This window comes from Rhodococcus sp. P4_F5 (assembly GCF_056401315.1).
Genome location: NZ_JBFUJP010000002.1, coordinates 126,284 through 145,916 on the forward strand (window position 1 = coordinate 126,284; position 19,633 = coordinate 145,916).

The 19,633-nt window shown below is 69.4% G+C and carries 18 protein-coding genes; 7 read left to right on the forward strand and 11 right to left on the reverse strand.

Features of this window, described 5'->3' with window-relative positions; genetic code table 11:
• The first annotated feature begins 44 nt into the window (after positions 1-44).
• Complete coding sequence (locus AC1DU4_RS02525; protein ID WP_477837530.1) at positions 45-791, forward strand: SMI1/KNR4 family protein; 747 nt, start codon at positions 45-47, stop codon at positions 789-791.
• 137 nt (positions 792-928) lie between these two features.
• Here the strand turns inward: AC1DU4_RS02525 and AC1DU4_RS02530 are convergent, their stop codons facing one another.
• Positions 929-1,966: a beta-ketoacyl-ACP synthase III gene (locus AC1DU4_RS02530; RefSeq protein WP_477837531.1), complete on the reverse strand. Its 1,038-nt coding sequence runs from the start codon at positions 1,964-1,966 to the stop codon at positions 929-931.
• 88 nt (positions 1,967-2,054) lie between these two features.
• Between AC1DU4_RS02530 and AC1DU4_RS02535 the strand changes: the two genes are divergently transcribed.
• The gene (locus AC1DU4_RS02535) at positions 2,055-2,639 is read left to right on the forward strand and encodes a TetR/AcrR family transcriptional regulator (RefSeq protein WP_477837532.1); all 585 of its coding nucleotides are present in this window, start codon (positions 2,055-2,057) and stop codon (positions 2,637-2,639) included.
• Between the two features lie 32 nt (positions 2,640-2,671).
• On the opposite strand, the gene AC1DU4_RS02540 is transcribed toward AC1DU4_RS02535, so the two are convergent.
• Both AC1DU4_RS02540 and AC1DU4_RS02545 read right to left on the reverse strand, forming a co-directional pair.
• Positions 2,672-3,217: a hypothetical protein gene (locus AC1DU4_RS02540; protein ID WP_072843501.1), complete on the reverse strand. Its 546-nt coding sequence runs from the start codon at positions 3,215-3,217 to the stop codon at positions 2,672-2,674.
• Between the two features lie 153 nt (positions 3,218-3,370).
• Entirely contained in the window at positions 3,371-4,294 is a 924-nt protein-coding gene (locus AC1DU4_RS02545) for a LysR family transcriptional regulator (protein WP_477837533.1), read from the reverse strand.
• A gap of 93 nt (positions 4,295-4,387) precedes the next feature.
• Between AC1DU4_RS02545 and mqo the strand changes: the two genes are divergently transcribed.
• Positions 4,388-5,884: a malate dehydrogenase (quinone) gene (gene mqo, locus AC1DU4_RS02550; RefSeq protein ID WP_477837534.1), complete on the forward strand. Its 1,497-nt coding sequence runs from the start codon at positions 4,388-4,390 to the stop codon at positions 5,882-5,884.
• A 37-nt stretch (positions 5,885-5,921) separates the two neighbouring features.
• Here mqo and AC1DU4_RS02555 read toward each other — a convergent pair whose 3' ends face one another.
• The 5 genes from AC1DU4_RS02555 to AC1DU4_RS02575 all read right to left on the reverse strand — a co-directional run bounded on the left by AC1DU4_RS02555 (position 5,922) and on the right by AC1DU4_RS02575 (position 9,932).
• Positions 5,922-7,001, reverse strand: coding sequence for a metallophosphoesterase (locus tag AC1DU4_RS02555; protein ID WP_477837535.1), 1,080 nt, complete (start codon positions 6,999-7,001; stop codon positions 5,922-5,924).
• 157 nt (positions 7,002-7,158) lie between these two features.
• Positions 7,159-7,512 carry a glyoxalase superfamily protein gene (locus AC1DU4_RS02560; RefSeq protein ID WP_477837536.1) on the reverse strand — a complete coding sequence of 118 codons (354 nt, stop codon included), beginning with the start codon at positions 7,510-7,512 and terminating at the stop codon, positions 7,159-7,161.
• A 97-nt stretch (positions 7,513-7,609) separates the two neighbouring features.
• Positions 7,610-8,677, reverse strand: coding sequence for an ABC transporter permease (locus AC1DU4_RS02565; RefSeq protein ID WP_477837537.1), 1,068 nt, complete (start codon positions 8,675-8,677; stop codon positions 7,610-7,612).
• On the reverse strand, positions 8,674-9,534 hold the full coding sequence (locus AC1DU4_RS02570; RefSeq protein WP_477837538.1) for an ABC transporter ATP-binding protein: 861 nt from the start codon (positions 9,532-9,534) through the stop codon (positions 8,674-8,676). The genes AC1DU4_RS02565 and AC1DU4_RS02570 overlap by 4 nt, the downstream gene beginning before the upstream one ends.
• Positions 9,531-9,932 carry a GntR family transcriptional regulator gene (locus AC1DU4_RS02575; protein ID WP_072846814.1) on the reverse strand — a complete coding sequence of 134 codons (402 nt, stop codon included), beginning with the start codon at positions 9,930-9,932 and terminating at the stop codon, positions 9,531-9,533. The genes AC1DU4_RS02570 and AC1DU4_RS02575 overlap by 4 nt, the downstream gene beginning before the upstream one ends.
• A 270-nt stretch (positions 9,933-10,202) precedes the next feature.
• Here AC1DU4_RS02575 and AC1DU4_RS02580 point away from each other — a divergent pair, with 270 nt between their 5' ends.
• The 4 genes from AC1DU4_RS02580 to AC1DU4_RS02595 all read left to right on the forward strand — a co-directional run bounded on the left by AC1DU4_RS02580 (position 10,203) and on the right by AC1DU4_RS02595 (position 14,299).
• Complete coding sequence (locus AC1DU4_RS02580; RefSeq protein ID WP_477837539.1) at positions 10,203-10,856, forward strand: hypothetical protein; 654 nt, start codon at positions 10,203-10,205, stop codon at positions 10,854-10,856.
• A gap of 372 nt (positions 10,857-11,228) precedes the next feature.
• Positions 11,229-12,680: a carotenoid oxygenase family protein gene (locus AC1DU4_RS02585; RefSeq protein WP_477837540.1), complete on the forward strand. Its 1,452-nt coding sequence runs from the start codon at positions 11,229-11,231 to the stop codon at positions 12,678-12,680.
• Positions 12,681-12,860: 180 nt separating this feature from the next.
• Positions 12,861-13,439 carry a carboxymuconolactone decarboxylase family protein gene (locus tag AC1DU4_RS02590; RefSeq protein ID WP_477837541.1) on the forward strand — a complete coding sequence of 193 codons (579 nt, stop codon included), beginning with the start codon at positions 12,861-12,863 and terminating at the stop codon, positions 13,437-13,439.
• Positions 13,436-14,299, forward strand: coding sequence for an RNA polymerase sigma-70 factor (locus AC1DU4_RS02595; protein WP_477837542.1), 864 nt, complete (start codon positions 13,436-13,438; stop codon positions 14,297-14,299). Before AC1DU4_RS02590 ends, AC1DU4_RS02595 begins: the two co-directional genes overlap by 4 nt.
• Positions 14,300-14,343: 44 nt before the next feature.
• On the opposite strand, the gene AC1DU4_RS02600 is transcribed toward AC1DU4_RS02595, so the two are convergent.
• The 3 genes from AC1DU4_RS02600 to AC1DU4_RS02610 form a co-directional block, all read right to left on the reverse strand.
• Complete coding sequence (locus AC1DU4_RS02600) at positions 14,344-16,962, reverse strand: LuxR C-terminal-related transcriptional regulator (RefSeq protein ID WP_477837543.1); 2,619 nt, start codon at positions 16,960-16,962, stop codon at positions 14,344-14,346.
• A 92-nt stretch (positions 16,963-17,054) separates the two neighbouring features.
• Positions 17,055-18,920 (reverse strand): phosphocholine-specific phospholipase C, encoded by a 1,866-nt coding sequence (locus AC1DU4_RS02605; protein ID WP_477837544.1) that lies wholly within the window; start codon positions 18,918-18,920, stop codon positions 17,055-17,057.
• Between the two features lie 2 nt (positions 18,921-18,922).
• Positions 18,923-19,606 (reverse strand): HAD family hydrolase, encoded by a 684-nt coding sequence (locus tag AC1DU4_RS02610; protein ID WP_477837545.1) that lies wholly within the window; start codon positions 19,604-19,606, stop codon positions 18,923-18,925.
• Between the last annotated feature and the right edge of the window lie 27 nt (positions 19,607-19,633).

The window sequence follows — 19,633 nt, forward strand, 5'->3', positions numbered from 1 at the left end:
CCGACCGTAGTGGAGGGCACGGACGCCCCGGATAGGCTGCCCCGGTGAGACCGGATCTCGAACAGCTGCGTTCCCTGCTCGATGCATCGCCCGGGTTGGCGAAACGCCCGGCCGGGCCGGCGTCGCGGGACAGGATCGAGAATGCGCAGACCCGCCTCGGTCCGCTGCCCCCGTCCTACCGGTGGTGGCTCGGCGAGTACGGAGCCGGGTGGCTCGGCGGTGCACCCATTGCGACGGCGGCGCCGGTGGAGTCCGCCGAGGAGTCCGACGAGGCGATCACCGCCGCGTGGCGGTCGGCGGGGACCCGGCTGTGCTTCCACACGGAGGAGGACGGCGACGAGCACCACTTCGCGCTCGATCGGCGCGGCGCCGACGGCGAGTGGCCCGTGGTGCGCCGCGACCGGTTCGACGGGGCCGAGTACCCCGTCGCGGAGACCTTCGCGGGATTCCTCGCGGTGCAGGACGCCCTCGCCCGCGGGCTCCGGGACGGCCCGAACCCGACGATCGCCGCGCTGTGGCGTTCGACGCCAGGCGTCCTGCGCGATGACGGGGTGCTCCTGTACGGACCGCACCAGATCCAGGAGCGCAACGAGACGTTCGAGGTGCGACGGTACGCACCCGACTGGATGCTGGTCGGCGACGACAGTGGTGGACGCGGCCTCTTCATGCGGCACCACGGGCGGGACCGGCGCAGCGTCCGCCTGCTCGACCTCGGTGCGATCGGCGGGGACCTCGCCGTCGACGGCGAACTGCTCACCGACAACCTGCTCGACTGGTTGGGCACCGGATGAAACGGGACGTCCGGACGGGCTGCCGCCGGGCTCGGGTCCCGACCCGTGCCATCGCCGATCCGGCCGACGAGTAGCGCCGGCCGGATCGCGGGTGGTGGGCTCCGCGCGATGACAGTGGGCCCGTCAGGCCCGGTGGCTCACGCGATCACGGGGAGCTGGACGACCTGTCCGGCGTAGGCCAGTCCGGCGCCGAAGCCGAGCAGCAACGCGGTGTCGCCGGGCTTGGCGTCGCCGGACCGGATGAGCTGCTCCATGGCCATCGGGATCGACGCCGCGCTGGTGTTGCCGGTTTCGACGATGTCGCGGGCGACCGCGACGTCGTCGGGCAGTCCCAGCGTCCGGATCAGTGCGTCGGTGATGCGGCTGTTGGCCTGGTGCGGCACGAAGGCGTCCAGGTCGTCCACCGTGACGCCGGACTTCTCCAGGGCGTCGCGGCACGCCTTCTCCAGGAAGGTCACCGCCCACCGGAACACCGCCTGGCCGTTCATCCGGATGTAGGGCCGCTCCGGGGCGTCGCCGCCCGCCTCGACGGCCTCGACCTCGGCGAAGTACTGCTTGAAGTCCTTGTCCTGCTTGATCGCGGTGGTCTGGCTGCCGTCCGAGCCCCACGCGACCGGGCCGATGCCCTCGGCCTCGGAGGGACCCACGACGACCGCGCCGGCGCCGTCGGCGAAGATGAACGCGCAGGTCCGGTCGCTCGGGTCGAGGAGGTCGGACAGCCGCTCCACACCGATCACCAGCACGTGGCGGGCCTGCCCGGCGCGCACGAGGCTCGCGGCGTTGCCGAGCGCGTAGCAGAAGCCCGCGCAACCGGCGGAGATGTCGTAGGCCGCGGTGTCGTGCATGCCGAGCTCGGTGGCGACAATCGCCCCGGCCGACGGTCCCAGCACCATCTGTGACGAGGTGGCGAGCACGACGGCGTCGATCTGCTCGGCCGCGAGGCCTGCGGCGGCGAGCGCGTCGTTGGCGGCCGCGACGCTCATCGAGACGATGGACTCGTCGGCGTCCGCCCAGCGGCGGGCCTTGATGCCGGACCGGGTCTGGATCCACTCGTCGGTGGAGTCGATGCGGTCGACGATCTCGGCGTTGGGGACGACGCGGCGGGGCCGGTACACCCCGAGACCCAGCAGGGCCGCATGGGTGACGGGGTTGGCGGTGGCAATACGGGCGGGCACGGCGATCCTCTCCATGTGAACCGATCGGTTCATACTGTTGAGATCTAACATGAACCAATCGGTTCACACAAGGTCGGAAGGGGCCTGCATGACCACGGCACGACCGCGAGCTCGACTCCTGTCGAGCACCATCACCATGGTGCAGGAGCTCGGGGTGAACGCGGCTGGCCTGAGCGAGCTGCTCAAACGCAGCAATGCGTCACGCAATTCGCTGTATCAGCACTTCCCGTCGGGCAAGGGTCAGCTCGTGGAGACCGCGACCCGGATCGTGTCAAGGGTGGTTCATTCACACCTGAGTGTGATGGCGGAGAAGCTGGCGAGCGCGCCGTCGGTGGAGCAGTGGCTCGACGAGCTGTTCGCTTTCTGGGTCGAACCGCTCGAGTCCAGCGAGTACCGGCTGGGCTCGTTCATGATGGCGGCCGCGCTGGACGAGCTGGACCCGGCGGTGCAGTCCGCCGCCGGGCAGGCGTTCACCGACTGGACCGCCCGGCTCGCCGACGGCATGGTCGCGGCCGGCATCGAGCCCGCGGCCGCGCGCTCGATGGCGGGGCTGCTGTTGTCGGTGATCGAGGGCGCCATCGTGCAGGCCCGTGCGCTCGAGTCGAGCCGGCCGTTCGACGATGCAAAGGCCCAGCTCGGGGTCCTGCTGGGCCAGCACCTCACGCCCCGCTGAGCACCCGGCCGTCGCGGCGCGATCCGGGCCGATCAGGGTCGTCCGGGCACCACGGAGATCGTTCCCTTGCAGACGGCGTTCTGCGGGTTGACGAACCACCATCCCCCGCCGGTCTGGACTGTGACGGTGAAGTCGACCTCGCCGGTTCCGGTCCAGGTCCGGTTGATCGGGATCCCGGGCTTCTGCTGCAGGGCCGGCTCATCGCTGACGCTGCGGCCGGACTGACCTGTCGTCTTGTTGGTCCAGTCGACCAGCACCCGCGTGCCGTACCAGTTCACGCCGAAGCTCGGCAGGAGGCCGGGAGGCGGCGCGGGCAGTTCGTTTCCGCCGCTGAGCAGGATGGCCGGCTCCAGTGCGGCTCCGCCGGGACGCAGCGACTCCCCGGACGCGGCGTTGATGTTCCAGGTGAACGACGGTGCCCAGAAGAGGGGATTCGCGCTCGTGCACGTCATGTTCGTCGACGTCGGCGGCGCGGGCGCCGCGCTGGCGACGGCGCCCCCTCCGGCCACCATCGCGGTCCCCAGCGCAATGGTGGCGAGTGCCGTGGCGCCCATTCGGCGCAGCGGTCGATTACTCATGATCACTCCCCTTTTGATCCGATTTCCGCGCGAACGGAGGCGTCCGCCGCGCACCCCGTCCATCGAGTCGACGCACGGAGTTGTTACAAATCGTGCGAACCGGACCCTACGCGCACAACCGAATTCGGGAGTGCCGCCACGCGCGACTGATCCTCAGGTGGCGGGCCCTGCGGTGTTTGCGATGAATTCGCTTGCTCGGCTGACGATGTGGCTGCGCAGCCGTGCCACGGCCGCGGTCGCCAGGTGATTGCCCGTGGCGAGTCCGATGGCCCGGTCGCTCACCCCGGATAGCGGGACGCTCACGAGATCGGGGTGCGGGGTTTCCGCGGTCGGCAGCACGGCGATGCCGAGGCCGTGCCCGACGAGGGCCCGGATCGTCTCCAGGTCGCTGATCTCGAACGTCACGTGCGGGGTGAATCCTGCGTCGGTGCAACACGAGTCGAGTATCTGGCGAAGGTGGTACGACGGCGGACTGGCGATGAAGTGCTCCGGTGCGAGTTCCGCGAGGTCCACCTGTGTGCGTCCGGCCAGCGGGTGGGTGCGGGCGACGTGGAGCAGGAGGCGCTGGTGTCCCAGGACGGTCACGGGAAGGTCGTCGGGCGGCGGGATCATCACCGCGAGATCGAGGCGGCCGTCACGCACCATCCCGGCGAGCGCTTCGCCATGTGCCTGCACGAGGTGCAGTCGGATCTTCGGCGCATCCTGGTGGAACTCGGCGAGCAGCGAGGGGACGCTCACCGGTCCGAGGGTGTGGGGAAACCCGAAACGCACGAGTCCGCTGTCGGGGTCGGCGTTGCTGCGCACCGCGCTCACGGCGTCGTCGAGTGCCCACACCATGTCTCGGGTGCGCTCGTGGAGTTCGCGGCCCGCGGTGGTGAGGGAGACCCCGCGGCCGACCTGCTGGAACAGGGGCACGCCGATCGTTTGTTCCAACGCCTTGAGGCGCCGGCTCAGCGAGGACTGCGGCACGCCGAGCACGCCCGCCGCGCGGGTGATGTGGCCCTCGCGGGCGGCGGCGTCGAAGGCCGCGAGCAGCGGCACCGTGGCCGCGGCCTCGTCCGACAGGAACCGATCCATATTCGGATCATAAGACCTTGATTTGATCATTGGACGGATGAGTTGTGGGGGAGCACCCTGAGGTCCACCGTCGGCGACAAGGAGTTCGATCCCATGGACCACAGTGAATCGGTAAGCGCGGGAACAGGTGTCGACCGCGACGTGGTCGACGTCGTCCTGGTCGGCGGGGGCATCATGTCTGCGACGCTGGGAGCACTGCTCGCCAGGTTGCAGCCCGACTGGTCGATCGTCATGCTCGAGCGCCTCGACGAACTCGCGGGCGAGAGTTCGGGTCCGTGGAGCAACGCCGGCACCGGCCACGCCGGGTTGTGCGAGCTCAACTACATGCCCGACCCCGGCGACTCGGCGAAGGCCGAGGACATCGGCCGTCAGTTCCACCTTTCGCGCCAGTTCTGGGCCTCGCTCGTCGAGGGCGGTGACCTGCCGACGCCCGCATCGTTCATCAGCCCGACGCCGCACATGGACGTCGTCTTCGGCGACCGCGACGTCGACTACCTGCGCCGCCGGTTCGCCACCCTGCGGCGCTCGCCGCTGTTCTCGGCGATGGAGTACACCGAGGATCCCGAGACGATCCGCCGGTGGGCACCGTTGCTCATGGACGGCCGCGCCGGCACCGAGCCGATGGCCGCGACCCGGTACGCCGGCGGCACCGACGTCGACTTCGGCACGCTGACCCACGCCCTGACCGCCGCGATGACGGCCCGCGGGGCGCAGGTCCGCCTGCGACACGAGGTCACCGGGCTCTCCCGGGGAGCCGACGGCCTGTGGACGGTGACGGGCCGCGACCGCGACTGCGGCGACCACTTCGGGATCAGGTCCCGGTTCGTTTTCGTCGGCGCGGGCGGGTACGCCCTCAAGCTCCTGCAGAAGGCCAGGGTCCCGGAGGTCCGTGGCTACGCGGTCTTCCCCCTCGGCGCGCAGTTCCTGCGCACCGGCAACCCCGACGTCGTCACGCGGCACGACGCGAAGGTCTACAGCCAGGCTTCCGTCGGTGCCCCGCCGATGTCGGTGCCCCACCTCGACAGGCGCGTCGTGGAGGGCAACCCCGCGCTGATGTTCGGCCCCTATGCCACCTTCAGCACCCGCCTCCTGCGGCGCGGCCGCCTCGTAGACCTGTTCACCACCGTCCGGCTGCACAACATCGCGCCGCTACTCGCAGTCGGCGTGCAGAACCTGCCGCTCGTGCGCTACCTGATCGGTGAGTTGCTGGCGTCGCGGAAACGGAAGTTCGCACAGCTGAGGCGTTTCTACCCCGGCGCCGACCCGGCGGACTGGGAGCTGGTCCAGGCCGGTCAACGCGCCCAGTTGATCAAACCGCACCCCCGCAAGATCGGCGTCCTGACCTTCGGGACCGAGCTGGTCACCGGCGCCGACGGGACCATCGCCGGACTGCTCGGTGCGTCACCCGGTGCCTCGATCGCCCCGTCCGTGATGCTCGATCTGCTGGCCGGCTGCTTCCCGGACCGACACGAGTGCTGGGCGCCGACACTGCTGGCGCTCATGCCGGGCGTCGGGGGCGGAGTCGACTCCGACCCCGACGCCGTCGACCTGGACGCCGACCGCACCGGACGGGTCCTCGGCGTGGCGTGACGAGCGCCGAGGATCACGTCGGCGTCGCCGGTTCCGGTCAGGCCAGCCGGCGCTCGAACGCCATCGTCGCCTTCGCGGTGGGGATGTCGACGGTGTACACGCGGATGGTGACGGCATCCCGGTCGAGGTCCATCACCATGAATCCGACGTCGGTGTGGTTCTGGAAGAGGTTGTTGCGACCGACCTCGGCACCGGCCTTGCCGTGGCTGTTCTTGCCGGCAGCCCCGGACACGATCTGCCGGGTGCCCTTGGAGGCCGTCGTCGGCTCGAGGATCTGCAGCGAATGATCGTGCCCGGACAGGATGAACTGGCATCGGCCGACGACGTGGTCCTCGTAGAACCGCTTCGCGTGGACGCCGTTCATCGGCTCGAGCGGGATCCCGTCGTACTTGCCGGCGTCGCCGTGGGACCCGTTGCTGAGGTACGGGTGGTGGGTGACCGCGATCTTCCACTTCGCCGTCGACGACGCCAGCGCCGCGTCCAGCCAGGCGCGCTGCTCGTTCATGAACTGCCCGTCGGGAGCCCAGTACGGGGCGAGCAGCGGCGGGAGGTAGGCGGCGAGCGGGTTGAGGTCGAGGACGAAGAACTCGACGACCGGGTTCTGCTCGGGCACGCGCACCGAGTAGAAACGGCTGGGCATCCACCACTTGCGGGAACGCTGGTGGTAGTCGACCTCGTCGTCGCCGCGCAGCAGCCAACCACCGTCGCCGGGGAAGATCGCGCTGTTGTCGTGGTTGCCGAGGGCCATCACCCACGGGAAGTCGAGCCCGTGGTTCGGGTCCTCGAACTTCGTCTTGAACTGGACGTCGTCGTCGCCGTTGGGGCCGAGTTCGTAGATGTTGTCGCCGAGACCGAGCGCCATCGACAGGGGAGCGCGGCCGTGCAGGTCGCGGATCGCGTCGGTCACCGCCCACTGCGCCGGGGTGCCGGTCCCCGCGTCGCCGGTGAGGAGGACCCGCAGCGAGGAATCGGTCGGGAACGGAAACTTGCCCGGGTCGGCGGTGGCCGCGGTCGCGCCGGCGAGTGCCGGCGTCATCGCGGCGAGGGGGACGGCGGCACCTGCGGCCGCCGCACCGGCCAGGAATCGGCGTCGGTCGATCCCGTGGTACTCCGTCATCGTGTCCTCGTTCGTCTCGAAAGGGGGCGGGCGTTGACAAGAGCAAACCCGAATGTGGACGTTCGTTCAACTGTGCGCGCGCAAAGTCACCGGCTGTTCACCCGCATTTTGGGCGGAGTCCGCGCGCGGGCGATCCCGGAGCCTCGCCGGCACGGGTTCAGTCCTTGTGGCTCACGATGTTGAGGACGTTGCCGTCCGGTGCCCGGACGAAGAACCGTCGCACGCCCCAGGGCTCCGTCGTCAGCGGGTGCACGATCTCGTAGCCGAGTTCCTGCGCTTCCCGGTACGCACCGTCGACGTCGTCGGTGTGGACCGAGACGACCGAGTCCTCCGGGGCGCTGGCGTCGCGCGTCACGAGTTGGACGTGCACCCCCGTCTCGGGCGAGGTGTAGCGGGCGACCCATCCCATGTTGAACTCCTCGGTGCTCAGCCCGAGGTAGTCGGTGTAGAAGGACTTCGCCGCGTCGACGTCGGCCACGCGAAGATTGGTGGTGATGCGGGTGGTGCGCATGCGGTTCTCCTGCCTGCAACTGGTGCGGACGATGCTCGCCCAAAACCGGTGGCGTGTCGACTCGGCGCCGTGCCGCCGAGACCGCCCACGGTGCGCGTCAGGGGCGAAGTCTGCGCAGCGCCCACAACGACGGGACGAACAGGACGACCGAGAGTGCCAGTGCCAGAGCCGCTTCGATCAGCTGGAACCGCCGAAGCAGGCTGTCGGGGTGGAACCTGATCTCGAAGCGGTCCGCGCCCTGTGCGCGGACGCAGTCGGCCTGTTCGCGTTGCGCCACGACCTCGAGGGCGGCCTGGCGGGTCTCGTACTGGGCGAAGGTCTCGTCGGGACTTTGTTCCCAGCGTGGACCGGGCCCGACGGTCGCGCACCGGGAGAAGTCGATCGCCACCGATCTGCCCCCGGCGTCGACGTAGCCCGAATCCAGCAGCCAGGACGTCAGGTTCGGGGTGTCTCGCGGATAGGCGAGGAACTGGTTCGACAGATCGAGGGGCCGCGCCTCGACGGTGGCCGTCGCGTAGTGCGGGCGTGCACCGACCTGGAAACCGACGAGTATCGCCGCCAGCGCGACCAGCGTCACCACCATCGCGCCGATTGTGTTGCGCAGCAACAGTGCAGCGGCACTGCCCAGGATCAGCGCGAGGAATGTGTAGGCGCCGGCGACGAGGCCGGTCGACTGGAACACCGGGAAGGTCAGCGGCGAGTACCCGCCGTAGCCGTAGCCGCCGCCGGCGAGGTTCGGCGAAATTCCCGCCGACCGGGTCCACTCGAGCACGGAACCGAGGACCGTCACGGCGGCGGTGACCGGGACGAACACGACCAGCACCCGGGTCCAGTACCAGCGGGCGCGGCTCACGGACTGGGACAGTCCCAGCACATGCGTGCCCCGTTCGATGTCGCGGGAGAACACCGTGATGCCGACCAGCAGTCCCAGCAGGACCGGCAGGAACACGGTGATCAGGCTGATCGCCGTCAGTGCCGACTCCGCCCAGCACTGTTTCGAACCTCCGCCCGGCACACCGCATCCGAAGAAGGTGCCGTACGGCGTCGGGGTGTCGAAGCGCCGGTCGACCAGCCCGCAGAGCGCCGCCACGACCGTGAGCAGCAGGACGGACCCGACCGCGGCGAGGATCGTCGTTCGATGGTGCCGCCAGGTAACCCAGATCATGCTGCCTCTTCGTCAGTGGTGGTCAGGTAGGCGAGGACGATGTCCTCCAGGTTCGGCGGGTCCACCCGCCAGCCGTCGATCCGGTCCGGTCGCGGTCCACGCACGAGGTGGGCACGCTGCTGGGACTCGACGATCGCGCCGGTGCCGATCAGCGCCGTGGGATCGGCCGGCCCGGTGAGCAGGTAGTGCTCGCCGAGGAGTTCGTCGACGGCCCCGGACAGGCGGACCCTGCCGGAGCCGAGGATCAGCAGCTGATCGGCGATCTCGGCGACCTCGGACAGCACGTGCGAGGACAGCACGACGGTGGTCCCGCGCTCCGCCGCGTCCGTCATCAGGGCGCGCACGACGGACCGGCGCGCGACGGGGTCCAGTTCGGCCAACGGCTCGTCGAGGAGCAGCACCTCCGGCCGGCGGCCGAGTGCGAGGGCAAGCGCGACGCGGGTGCGCTGGCCGGGGGACAGCGTCTTCACCCGTGCCGACGGCGGGATCTGCGCCTCGTCGATCAGACGCAGCGCATATGCGTTGTCCCACTGGGCGTTCGACTTCGCGCCGAATCGCAGGATGTCGGTGACGGTGAACCCGCTGTAGAGCGGCTTGTGCTGGGCCACGTAGGCCAGTCCCGGGCAGATGCCGTTCCGGTCGGGACTGCGACCGAGCACCGACACCTCCCCGGAGTCGGCCTCGAGCAGTCCCACCGCGAGGGACATCAGTGTCGACTTTCCCGCCCCGTTCGCGCCGACGATGGCCGTGACGCTGCCGCGTTCGATGTCGAACGAGCATTGCCGTAGCGCCTGCTTGCTGCCGAAGCTCTTGTCGACCGCGCGCATGGAAAGTGCGCTGTCCGCCGCTTCACTCATGTGAACTCTCCTGTGTCCTCGCCGAATTCGGTGTCCAGTGCCGCCGCGACCAACGCCTCGAGGTCCGACCGGTCCAGGCCCGCGGACGCGGCCTGACGAGCCCAGGTGGTCAGCTCGTCCTGCAGCGCTTGCCGTTCCGCCATGCCGGGCTTGATCAGGGACTGGGTCACGAAGGTGCCCAGGCCCGGCCGGGCCTGGACGAGCCCGTCGTTCTCGAGCTCTCGGTACGCCTTGAGCACGGTGTTGGGGTTGACCGTGACGGCCGCGACCACCTCTTTCGCGGTCGGGAGTCGGTCGCCCGGATTCAGGTCACCGAGGCGCAGCGCCTGTTTGACCTGGAGGACCAACTGAACGTACGCCGGGATGCCGGATCGACGGTTGATGTGGAACTCGACCATCGAATCTCCATTTCACTATGACAATAGTGAAATGGATATTGCAGCGGCGGGGGCTGGTTGTCAACAGATGGCCGCGAGTCGTGGTGGTGCGTGTCGTCGACGGGCAGGGGCCGCGAAGGCCAGACCCGGCCGACGAGCCGGCGCGATGCTGCCCCAAGAATGGAAACGCCAGGTATGGTTGCCGCGCAACAGCTCTGGGGGGAGCACTCCTTCGCGTGACCCTGGTCGGCCGGGACACGGGAGAGCGGACAGTCGCAGAACGGACGTCGCATGAACACCACGGTCGTACGCACCGACGGCACCGAACGGGCCGAGATCATCCGGCAGGCCGACACGCTCTGGCGACGTGCCGGTGTCCGTGGGGCGGATCGACGGGTGTTGCGCGCGGAACTCGAGACCGAACTTCGCGAGCAGCACCCCGACGATCACGGCATGACCGCGTTCCCGGGCGAGGAGAGCGTGCAGATGCTTCGGGAGCGGGCGCACCGGCGTGGGATGTGCGGCCGCGCCTTGCGACTGGAGTTGGTGGTTCCCGCAGCGGTTGTCGGCATCGCGGCCGGCATGACCCTTCCTCTGCTGGTGCTCCTCGCCGGGCTGTCGCCACTGTCGGCGATCCATGTGGGACAGTACGAACGCCTGCTCCATGTCTCGTCCGGGATCCTGGGATATCTGGGCGCGCTGTTGTTCGTGTGGCGGGTCCTTCACAACTACGGTGATCCTCGCGCTAGGTCGACCGTGCGGTGGCTCGCCGTGCTGCTTCCGGTGGGTGCCGTGCTCAGTGCGGGAGTGGGAGTCGCCGTCACGAGGTGGCGGAACTTCGACGCGCCCCCCTCGGTGTTCGGCGTCGTCGGTGTCGTGGCCGTCGGCCTCGTGCTGGCGGTGGGGATCTCGCGGCTTCTGGCGGCTCGCCCGGCTTCGGAATAGTCTGAACGAGGCAGCGAGGCCGCCCATCCGGAGGCCGTGATGATCTGTGACCCGATGTGCTTCTACCCGTTCGACCGTCCGTGGGACTGGCCGTTCTGGCGTGCGTTGTTCCCCGCGTTCTTCTCGTCGTCCGTCACCTGGCCCTGGTGACCGGCTGACCCGGTACGGCCCGCTCGATCCGAATCCGTCATCCAACCCTTGATGCGTGGAGCCGGGGGACATCAGCGTCTGCGAACCTTGACCGCGACGTGGCGGGTAGGACCCAGAAACGGGCGCCGCATTTCGCCCCAACACCGCGGATGCATCTGCAAGGGTGGCCAGCGCTGGACAAAATCGTCCCGGGCGACAGAATCGTCCGGCGTTACGAGGGGGATGCCTGTGGGGAACTTCGTCGCGGACCGGTTCGCCCCGGTGCGGAAGGAACTGGTCGAATACGACCTCGACGTCCGGGGGGTGATCCCAGAGTGGCTCGACGGCCGGTACGTCCGCAACGGACCCAACCCCGTCGCGGACGTCGCGCCCGACGAGTACAACTGGTTCACCGGCGACGGGATGGTCCACGGCATTCGGCTGTCAGACGGTGACGCCGTCTGGTACCGCAATCGGTGGGTCGACTCGGAAGTGACGTCGCGGCTGCTGCATCGGGCGAGTCCCGACGAGCGGGGCAGGGCGCCGCTGCACGGCCCGTCCGCGAACACGAACGTCATCGGGTTCGCGGGTCGAACGTTGGCCCTCGTCGAGGGCGGTGCCGCATGCGCAGAGCTGTCGGCCGATCTCGACACGATCGACGTGTGTGACTTCGACGGAACCGTGCGCGGTGGATACACCGGGCACCCCGTGCTGGATCCGGTCACCGGGGAGTTGCATGCGGTCTCGTATCACTTCGGTCGCGGAAACACTGTGCAGTACACGGTGATCGGTCCTGACGGACGGCTTCGGCGCAAGACGTCAGTTCCGGTGCAGGGCAGTCCGATGATGCACGCGTTCTCGCTGACCCGTGACTACGTCGTCCTGTACGACCTGCCGGTCACCTTCGATCCACGTGCCGCAGTGCATGTCGGTGTGCCACGGCCGTTGCGTCCGCTCGCCCGGTTGGCGTTGAGTTCTGTCGTCGGCAGGGTGCGAATTCCGCCTGTGGCCATGAATCGAATGCCGAGGGTGCCTGCCGGCCGCTTCCCGTATCGATGGAACCCGCACTACCCGGCGCGTGTGGGAGTGCTGCGACGGGACTCGGATGACGCGACGGCCGTGAGGTGGACAGAGCTCGACCGGCCCTGTTACGTATTCCACCCGATGAATGCCCACAACGACGATCGCAGCATCGACATCGACCTGGTCGTCCATGAGCGCGTCTTCGATGCCGATCCGCTCGGTCCGACCGAGGGGCGGCCCAGGCTGGAACGATGGCGTATCGGCGTGCGCACCGGATCGCTCCGGCGTGACCGTCTCGCCGAGGAGCACATGGAGTTCCCCCGGATCGACGAGCGGCACGCCACCGGCGCGTGCCGGCACGGGTGGGCGGTGGGAGGCACCGACGACCTGTCCGGTGAACACCGCCTGATGCGAACGAATGCCGTCGACGGGGTTGTCGCTCAACGCGACTTCGGGAAGCGCTCTGCCGCAGGTGAGTTCACCTTCGTGCCCTCCTCTCCGGCTGCGCCGGAGGGCGAGGGTGTCGTGATGGGGTTCGTGACCGACCTCGCCGAGGAGGTCACCGACCTGCGGATTCTCGACGCCCAGACCCTCGAGGACGTGGCGACGGTGCGGTTGCCTCAGCGCGTCCCCGCGGGCTTTCACGGCAACTGGCTTCAGCAGTCACCCTGAGAGCGGGAAAATAGTGGAGCACTGGGGAGTGGCCGGCCTGTTCTCCCTCCTCGAGCAGCTGGGGGCCTGGCCTCCCGCCTCGTGAAAACCTGACTGCGCGAAATATCGAGGCCTTCGGGTGTCACATTCGACTCGTGGCCGGTGTCTTCATGCCGAGAGCAACGAATCGGAGGAGGAATCATGACGAGCACTACCCGAATTCCGAAGGCGGAGTTGACCGGCGTCTACGGCGCGGTGGTCAAGCGGATGTCCCGCAAGATGCTCGGCGAGGTGGCCGAGCCGGTCGAGGTGACCTGGCACAACCGAAAGGTGCTGAACTTCAGTTTCACCGTCGGCCGCAAGGTGCAGAAGTGGGACCGGTGCGACCAGAACCTGAAGTCGTTCGCACACATGGCGGTGGCCAGCCTCGTCGGCTGCAGCTTCTGCCTGGACTTCGGCTACTTCCAGGCCCGCAACGAGGGTCTCGACCTGACCAAGGCGCGGGAGGTGCCGCGCTGGCGCGAGTCGGACGTGTTCACGCCGTTGGAGCGTGACGTCATGGAGTATGCCGAGGCGATGACCCAGACCCCGCCGACGGTGACCGACGGGATGTCCGCGCGGCTGCTCGAGCAGCTCGGCGCGCCCGCGCTGGTGGAGCTGACCGCGTTCGTCGCGGTGGCGAACCTGATGACCCGCACCAACACCGCGTTCGGCATCGAGTCGCAGGGCTTCTCGGCCGCGTGTGGCCTCGAGCCCCTCGCACTACGCTCGACGACATGACCGACGACCCGTTCGTCACCCACCGCAGCCTGCTCTTCACCGTCGCCTACGAGATGCTCGGCTCCGCCGCCGACGCCGAGGACGTCGTGCAGGAGACCTGGCTGCGGTGGGCCGAGGTGGACCAGGCCGAGGTCCGTGACCCGCGCGCCTACCTGGTCCGGATCGTCACCCGCCAGGCGCTGAACCGGCTCCGGTCGGTCTCCCGCCGCCGGGAGGAGTACGTCGGGGAGTGGCTGCCCGAGCCGCTGCTCACCAGTCCCGACGTGGCCGAGGACGTCGAGCTCGCGGAGAACGTCTCGATCGCGATGCTCACGGTGCTCGAGACTCTCGGTCCGGTCGAGCGGGCGGTGTTCGTGCTGCACGAGGTGTTCGAGACGCCGTTCCCGGAGATCGCCGAGGCGGTGGGCAAGACGCCGGCGGCGGTCCGGCAGATCGCGCACCGCGCCCGCGAACACGTCGGTGCGCGGCGGCCGCGGATGCAGGTGGACCGCGCCCAGCAGCAGGCGGCGGTCGAGAAGTTCCTGGCCGCGGTCTCCACCGGCGACGTGCAGGCGTTGGTGGAGGTGCTCGCGCCGGACGTGGTGGTGATCGCCGACGGCGGCGGCTTCGCGGCGGCCTCCCGGAAGCCCATCGTCGGGTCCGAGCGGGTGGCGGCGTTCCTGGCCCGGGCGTCGAAGGTCACGGACCTCGTGGTGTCCACAGCCTGGTTCAACGGGATGCCCGCCGCCCGGATCGACGCCGGGGGCTCGCCGACCGCGGTGAGCCTGGTGGTCGAGGACGGCCGGATCGTCCGGATCTATGCGATCCGCAACCCGCACAAGCTGGGTTGGCTGGACAAGGTCGCGGAGTTGCGGCGTTGACCGGGTTGGCGCCTGCGTAGGGCGCGGTACCCGGGCCGCCCTGATCAGTCTCCGATCAGGGTGGCACCCAGTTCCTCTCGGTTGCAGGCACCGGTCTTCGATGCGGCGCGGTACACGTGGCCTTCGACGGTTCTGACCGAGAGCGTCAAGCGCTCGGCGATGTCCCGGTTCGACAATCCCAGTCCGACCAGGGAAACGATCTCGCGTTCCCGGGACGTGAGCGGTCCGGGTTGCATCGCTTCCCGCAGGGCGGGGGTGGTCGGGTCACCGCATTCCTGCGCAATCCTGTCCGCTCGGGAGGCGGCGGTGATGGCCGATCCGTGCAGGTCCTGATTTCGGTACGCGATGGCAGCGTGAGCGGCGGCGTCGGCGGCGGCCACCAGGTCGCCCATCTCTTCGAGTCGGACCGACGCCGCGTGCAGCGCGGCGCCGTCGTCGGCGGTCAGGGCGGCGGCAAATGCCGATGCGGCTTGTACGCGTGGACTGTCGAGCACGGCGGCCAGTCGGGTCAGTCGTGCCGCCGTCGTCCGATCCCCGAACTGCGTTGCCACCTGCAGGCACTGAACCTCACGAGCCGACTGGCCGTTCGCGCGGGCGATGTCGGATGCGTTGCGGGCGTGCGCTATTGCTTCGGTCGCCGCCCCGTGCGCTGCCGACACCCAGGCGCCGGCGAGGAGGCGTTCCGGTTCGAGGTAGGCCCAACTGGGGTGCCGATGTGCTTCGAGTTCGACGAGCGCCTGTGCCGCTGCGACTCGATCCCCGGAGATGGCGAGGGCCTGGGTTCTCGCGATTTGGTAGCGGTAGCCGAACCCATTCGTCTCGCCGGATGCGAACAGTGCCTTGACCGACAGATCGAGGAGGGGGAGGGCAGTGGCAATTCGCCCGGCCTCCAGCGCGGCGCGACCGGCGATCGCCGTGCCGAGGATGTAGGCGGCCCCGGGAAGGTCCACGGACAATTGCTGCAGGTGGCGTGCGGCGTCCTCGGCGGCCGCGATCCGCCCGGCCAGCGACAACGCCCCCACGTGTGCGTCGGTCAGCACGAACCGCATCTGCGCCGCTTCGAAGGACCGCGCGACCAGGGCGTTTCCCTCTTCGGCGGCGGCCTCGGCCTCCTCCGTCCTGCCGGCATCGCCGAGCGCGACCACCATCGCCCAGAGGGTCACCGCCTCCACGACGTCGGGGAGGCGCGTCACCTCCAGCGTCCGGATCAGCTCGATCGCCTTCAGCGGGTGTCCCACCGCCGCCCAGTAGACCGCGCGGAACGCCGTGAGCGGTGCCCGGCCGTCCGGCGGAGAACTTGCTTCGGCGACGTCGATGAGCGACTTCGCGTCCTCGGGGCGCCGGAGTGCGTAGAACATGTTGATCGCGCGAAGGAAGGCGACCCGTGAAATCTCGCGATCGGAGAATCCGGCGGTCGGAATCTGGGCCAGCACGGCGTCCGCCTCGGCGCCGCGACTGAGCCATGACAACGCATGGGCGCGAATGTAACTCGCCTCGACGGGGCCGCCGGCCGCGATCGCGGCGGCGGCCAGCCTGTCCGCCAGAACCAGATCAGCCCGCCATATCGCGCCATTCGCCGCGGTGGTGTACAGCTCGGGATCGGCGGGGAGGTCCGAGTCCAGGCTCAGTGCCGCGCGGCGGACGGTGACCCGCATTTCTTCGCCCCCGACCTCCGCCAATGCTCTCGCCACCTTGCCCCGCAGCCGGCGCAGCCGCATAGATGCGGCGCGAGCACGGCGCACCTCGCCGTACAGCGGGTGCGCCACCCGGGCCTGCAGCTCGCGTCCGGTTCCGGGGCGCTCTATCGCGATCAGTCCACGCGCATCGGCCTCCTCGATTGCGGCCGGATCGGTGATTCGTGCCAGCAAGCTGGTGTCGAGTGGCTCTCCCACGGCGAGCACGTCGACGACATCCGCTATCGGCGGTGGAAGTACTCCCATCCGTGCCTCGATCAACTCGATGAGACCGGGGGAGGAGACGGGCTCACCCGTCCAGCTCCACAGCCCGCCGAGCTCGGTGAAGCGGCCTCCGGACAATTCCTGCTCGACGACGTTGCGCAGGTACAGCACATTGCCGCGGGTGAGCTTCCACAACCGTCGCATGTCACTGGGATCGAGCGGCCCGCCGAGTGCCGCGCAGACGAGGGCGGTGGATTCCTTCTGCGACAGTGGCTGAAGTTCGAGCCGGTCGAGGAGACCGTCCTTGAGCAACGACCGGATGGCGTCGGGTACGGGTTCGCCGCAGCGGATGGTGACGATCACCTTCGCGTCGCCGCGCAGCACCAACTGGTGCAACACGAAAGCGGACAGGTCATCGAGCAGGTGAGCGTCGTCGACACCGACGACGACCTCTGTCTCGCCTGATCTGTCGGTCAGTGCGCCGATCACGCCACGGACCAGTTGCAGCTGATCCGTTCCCGGATCACCGGTCCACTCCGCGAACGCACCCAACGGCAACGAGCGTGCGGACGCTGTTGCCGCGGCCCATCGCACGACGCATCCCCTGGCCGCAGCGGAATCGAGTGCCTCGCGGGCGAGCCGGCTCTTGCCGACACCGGCGGGCCCGACCACAGCCACGCCGCGGTGGTTCCCGGTTCCGGATATTGCCCCATTGACAAAGCGCAGTTCCTCGGTGCGCCCCGTCAACGGCCAAACGCCCCGCATACTCGAATGATATGCGGGGCGACCGCCCTGGGGCTATGCCTCACCTTGTTGAGCCGCGATCGAGCATGTGCCCGCGAAACCGATGCGGACTGTCAGCTCGCCAGCTCGGATCCGTGCACCGAACCCGCGTAGCGCCGGGTGAACGACGTGCCGTCGTCGGTCGTGACGGTCACGTCGTAGCGGCCGTCGACCGTGGGCCAGCGGACGCTCGCTCGCCCGTCCGGTCCGACCTCGCAATCGCGCGGTTCCCCGCCGCCCTCCTGCGCCGAGATGGCGAAGGTCAGTGTCGTCGTACCGTGATTGGCCAGCTCCAGCTCCACCCACGCGTCCGTGGGCCCGCCTCCCCGCAGCGCCGCGCTGACGTGCGGATCGGCCGCGTCGCCGACCTGGGGCAGGGCGCCCGCGAAGTGACAGAGGAAGCCGTCGGCGCCGTGGACGGTGAAGTCGTAGCGACCCGCCGTGCGGGCGGCATCCCACTCGTAGGCGTCCGCGCCGCGCGGCGCGACCGTGAACGGAGTCCCCGAGAACGGCCGGTGCGCGTTGGGGAACACCGTGAAGTGGAACGCCACGCTCCCCTCGTTCGTCAGCTCGGCGCGGACCCGGCCGGTGGTGCGATCCACGACGGCGTCGGCCCAGGGCCGGTACGGCAGCCGCCGGTGTGGCCGCGTCCGCGGCTCCTGCGTCGGTATCACCTGGGACCCCGGGGTGGGCAGCGGCACCGGGGGCAGGTCCACGGCGGCATCTGCGGCCGCCATCAGCGCGTTCGTGTCCGGCAGCGCGGGGATCGAGTAGTCGGGATTGGCGAAGTCGAAGCAGCTCGTCAGGTCGCCGCAGACCGCTCGCCGCCACGCACTGATGTTGGGTTCGTGCACCCCGGTGACGAGCTCGAGGAAGCGCAGCACCGAGGTGTGGTCGAACACCTGGGAGTTCACCCAGCCGCCGCGCGACCACGGGGAGACCACCAGCAGCGGCACCCGGTTGCCGAGCCCGATCGGCTGCCCGTCGACGAACTCCTCGGGGGTCCCGGCGGCCGGGAAGGGCGGCACGACATGGTCGAAGTAGCCGTCGTTCTCGTCGTACATGAGGAGGAACGCGGTGTGCCGCCACACCTCGGGATTGGCGAACAGCGATTGCAGGGCGGTGTCGACCCAGTGCGCCCCGTACGCGGGGCTGGCATCGGGGTGCTCGCAGAACAGGTACGGCGACACCAGCCAGGACACCGTGGGCAGCGTCCCGTCCTGGCAATGCGCGTCGAAGTCCGTCAGGTCCCATCGCGTCATCGCGTTGACGTACCGGGGGTCGTCCTCGGCGAAGCCGTGGAACTGCGGGAAGTACTCGAGGGCGTTGTCCTCGTAGTTGCCGTCCCGTTCGTCCAGGCCGGGCGTGTGGTAGACGCGCCAGGAGACGCCGGCGTCGGAGAGACGCTCGGCATACGTCGTCCAGTCGCACACCGGGGTGGTCGGTAGCGGCGTGTTGTCGATCCACGGTCCGGTCGTGCCGTCGCGACCCGGTCCCACCGTCCCGGTCCACAGGTAGAGGCGGTTGGGGCTGGTGGGGCCGGCCATGGAGCAGAAGTAGGCGTCGCCGATCGTGAACGCGTCCGCGAGTGCGTACTGGTACGGGATGTCCTCCCGGGTGAGGTAGCCCATGCTCTGCTCGCCCTTGGCCGAGGTCCAGCGGTTCATCGCACCCCGGTTGATGGCGTCGTGGCCGCTCTCCCAGTCGTGCGGCAGGCCTTCCGCGTTCTGGGAGTTGTACCGGGTGGAGTCCATCCGGTACGGCAGGAGGAAGCCGCCGTCGGTGCGGGACCGCGCGGGCTGGCGGAAGACGCTGTCGCCGTCGGGGAAGGTCAGGGCCTGCCGGTCCTCGAAACCGCGGACGCCCCCGAGCGTGCCGAAGTAGTGGTCGAAGCTGCGGTTCTCCTGCATCAGGATCACCACGTGCCGGATGTCGTCCATGCTCAATGCCTTTCGGCCGGGTGCAACAGGGAGGCGAGGAAGGCGACGTCGGTGCCCTCGAGCGAGTCCAGGATCGTCCGTCCCGCCGCCGCCGGTACCGCAACGGAGGGGACGACGAGTACCGCGCATCCCGCGGCCTCGGCCGCCGTCACGCCCACGGGCGTGTCCTCGACCGCGACGCACGCGCGCGGGTCCACCCCGAGGGCCGCCGCGGCCGCGAGGTAGGGGTCCGGCGCCGGCTTGGAACGGGCCGTGTCCTCGACCGCGATCGTTGTGGTGAACCGCTCCGCGCCCAGCGTCTCACACACCAGGTCGACGACGCGTCGCGGTGACGCCGTCACGATCGCTGTGGGCGTCCCTGCGCGGACCAGGTCGTCGAGCAGCGACAGCACGCCGGGGCGGGGCACGACCTGGTCGGCGACCAGGGCCGTGAACACCGAATCGAGTTCGCGGGCAATCTCATCCGGGTGGGGTGCGGCCGGTCCCAGGGTCCGGCACAGGTGGGCCGCGGTGTGATCGGAGGGGCGCCCCAGGACATCCGGCGCGTCGGCGGGCGACAGGGGGCGTCCGATCCTCGCCGCGACCTGTTCGACCGCGTCCCACCAGAGTCGCTCGGTGTCGACCAGCGTCCCGTCCATGTCGAAGAGGACGGCGGCCAGGCCGTCGGGTCGGGTGTCTTGGCTCATCGTGCGCGTCTCCGAGGTCGGGGATTG

Coding starts and splice junctions, on each gene's coding strand:
- AC1DU4_RS02540 (WP_072843501.1), bottom strand. CDS start 3,217: ATGAGTAATCGACCGCTGCGCCGAATGGGCGCCACGGCACTCGCCACC.
- AC1DU4_RS02575 (WP_072846814.1), bottom strand. CDS start 9,932: ATGGTCGAGTTCCACATCAACCGTCGATCCGGCATCCCGGCGTACGTT.
- AC1DU4_RS02560 (WP_477837536.1), bottom strand. CDS start 7,512: ATGCGCACCACCCGCATCACCACCAATCTTCGCGTGGCCGACGTCGAC.
- AC1DU4_RS02585 (WP_477837540.1), top strand. CDS start 11,229: ATGCCTGTGGGGAACTTCGTCGCGGACCGGTTCGCCCCGGTGCGGAAG.
- AC1DU4_RS02555 (WP_477837535.1), bottom strand. CDS start 7,001: ATGACGGAGTACCACGGGATCGACCGACGCCGATTCCTGGCCGGTGCG.
- AC1DU4_RS02570 (WP_477837538.1), bottom strand. CDS start 9,534: ATGAGTGAAGCGGCGGACAGCGCACTTTCCATGCGCGCGGTCGACAAG.
- AC1DU4_RS02600 (WP_477837543.1), bottom strand. CDS start 16,962: ATGCGGGGCGTTTGGCCGTTGACGGGGCGCACCGAGGAACTGCGCTTT.
- AC1DU4_RS02610 (WP_477837545.1), bottom strand. CDS start 19,606: ATGAGCCAAGACACCCGACCCGACGGCCTGGCCGCCGTCCTCTTCGAC.
- AC1DU4_RS02580 (WP_477837539.1), top strand. CDS start 10,203: ATGAACACCACGGTCGTACGCACCGACGGCACCGAACGGGCCGAGATC.
- AC1DU4_RS02595 (WP_477837542.1), top strand. CDS start 13,436: ATGACCGACGACCCGTTCGTCACCCACCGCAGCCTGCTCTTCACCGTC.
- AC1DU4_RS02590 (WP_477837541.1), top strand. CDS start 12,861: ATGACGAGCACTACCCGAATTCCGAAGGCGGAGTTGACCGGCGTCTAC.
- AC1DU4_RS02565 (WP_477837537.1), bottom strand. CDS start 8,677: ATGATCTGGGTTACCTGGCGGCACCATCGAACGACGATCCTCGCCGCG.
- AC1DU4_RS02545 (WP_477837533.1), bottom strand. CDS start 4,294: ATGGATCGGTTCCTGTCGGACGAGGCCGCGGCCACGGTGCCGCTGCTC.
- AC1DU4_RS02605 (WP_477837544.1), bottom strand. CDS start 18,920: ATGGACGACATCCGGCACGTGGTGATCCTGATGCAGGAGAACCGCAGC.
- AC1DU4_RS02535 (WP_477837532.1), top strand. CDS start 2,055: ATGACCACGGCACGACCGCGAGCTCGACTCCTGTCGAGCACCATCACC.
- mqo (WP_477837534.1), top strand. CDS start 4,388: ATGGACCACAGTGAATCGGTAAGCGCGGGAACAGGTGTCGACCGCGAC.